This window comes from Streptomyces sp. NPDC006430 (genome assembly GCF_040612395.1).
Lineage (GTDB): Bacteria > Actinomycetota > Actinomycetes > Streptomycetales > Streptomycetaceae > Streptomyces.
This window is the reverse complement of the sequence record NZ_JBEXQA010000094.1, coordinates 1465-2692: the sequence shown is the minus strand read 5'-3', so window position 1 is coordinate 2692 and position 1228 is coordinate 1465. Positions and strand designations below refer to the sequence as shown.

At 68.7% G+C, this 1228-nt stretch carries 1 protein-coding gene; it reads left to right on the top strand.

Annotation, left to right across the window (positions count from 1 at the left end; translation table 11 throughout):
* Nucleotides 1-1228, top strand: a 1228-nt coding sequence (locus ABZZ20_RS36695; protein WP_356877366.1) for a 2-oxoacid:acceptor oxidoreductase family protein, incomplete at both ends; no start/stop codon positions are given.

Here is a 1228-nt window from a genome sequence, read left to right as displayed (position 1 = left end):
GTGATCATTCGTTTTGCGGGTGACTCGGGTGACGGCATGCAGCTCACCGGTGATCGTTTCACGTCGGAGACGGCGTCGTTCGGGAACGACCTGTCGACGCTGCCGAACTTCCCGGCCGAGATCCGGGCCCCTGCCGGCACCCTGCCGGGTGTGTCGTCGTTCCAGTTGCACTTCGCCGATCACGACATCCTGACGCCGGGCGACGCCCCGAACGTGCTGGTGGCGATGAATCCGGCGGCGCTGAAGGCGAACATCGGGGACGTGCCGCGCGGCGCGGACATCATCGTCAACACCGACGAGTTCACCGAGCGGAGCATGGCCAAGGTGGGCTACGCGACCTCCCCGCTGGAGGACGGCTCCCTCGACGCCTATCAGCTCCACCCGGTGCCGCTGACGTCCCTCACGATCGAGGCGTTGAAGGACTTCGGGCTCTCCCGCAAGGAGGCCGGCCGCAGCAAGAACATGTTCGCGTTGGGTCTGTTGTCGTGGATGTACCACCGGCCGACGGAGGGTACGGAGAGTTTCCTGCGGCAGAAGTTCGCGAAGAAGCCGGAGATCGCCGAGGCGAACGTGGCGGCGTTCCGGGCGGGCTGGAACTTCGGCGAGACCACGGAGGACTTCGCGGTCTCCTACGAGGTGGCGCCGGCGACGCGGGCGTTCCCCACGGGTACGTACCGCAACATTTCGGGGAACCTGGCCCTGTCCTACGGGCTGATCGCCGCGGCCCGGCAGGCGGACCTGCCGTTGTACCTGGGTTCGTACCCGATCACTCCGGCCTCGGACATCCTGCACGAACTGAGCAAGCACAAGAACTTCGGCGTGCGGACCTTCCAGGCGGAGGACGAGATCGCGGGGATCGGTGCGGCGCTGGGGGCGGCTTTCGGTGGCGCGTTGGGCGTGACGACCACGTCGGGGCCGGGGGTGGCGCTGAAGTCGGAGACGATCGGGTTGGCGGTGTCGTTGGAGCTGCCGCTGCTGATCGTGGACATCCAGCGCGGCGGGCCCTCCACGGGGCTGCCGACCAAGACGGAGCAGGCGGACCTGCTCCAGGCGATGTACGGGCGCAACGGTGAGGCGCCGGTGCCGGTCGTGGCGCCGCGGACCCCGGCGGACTGTTTCGACGCCGCCCTGGACGCGGCCCGGATCGCGCTGACGTACCGCACGCCGGTGTTCCTGCTGTCCGACGGCTACCTCGCCAACGGCTCCGAGCCCTGGCGGATCCCGGACG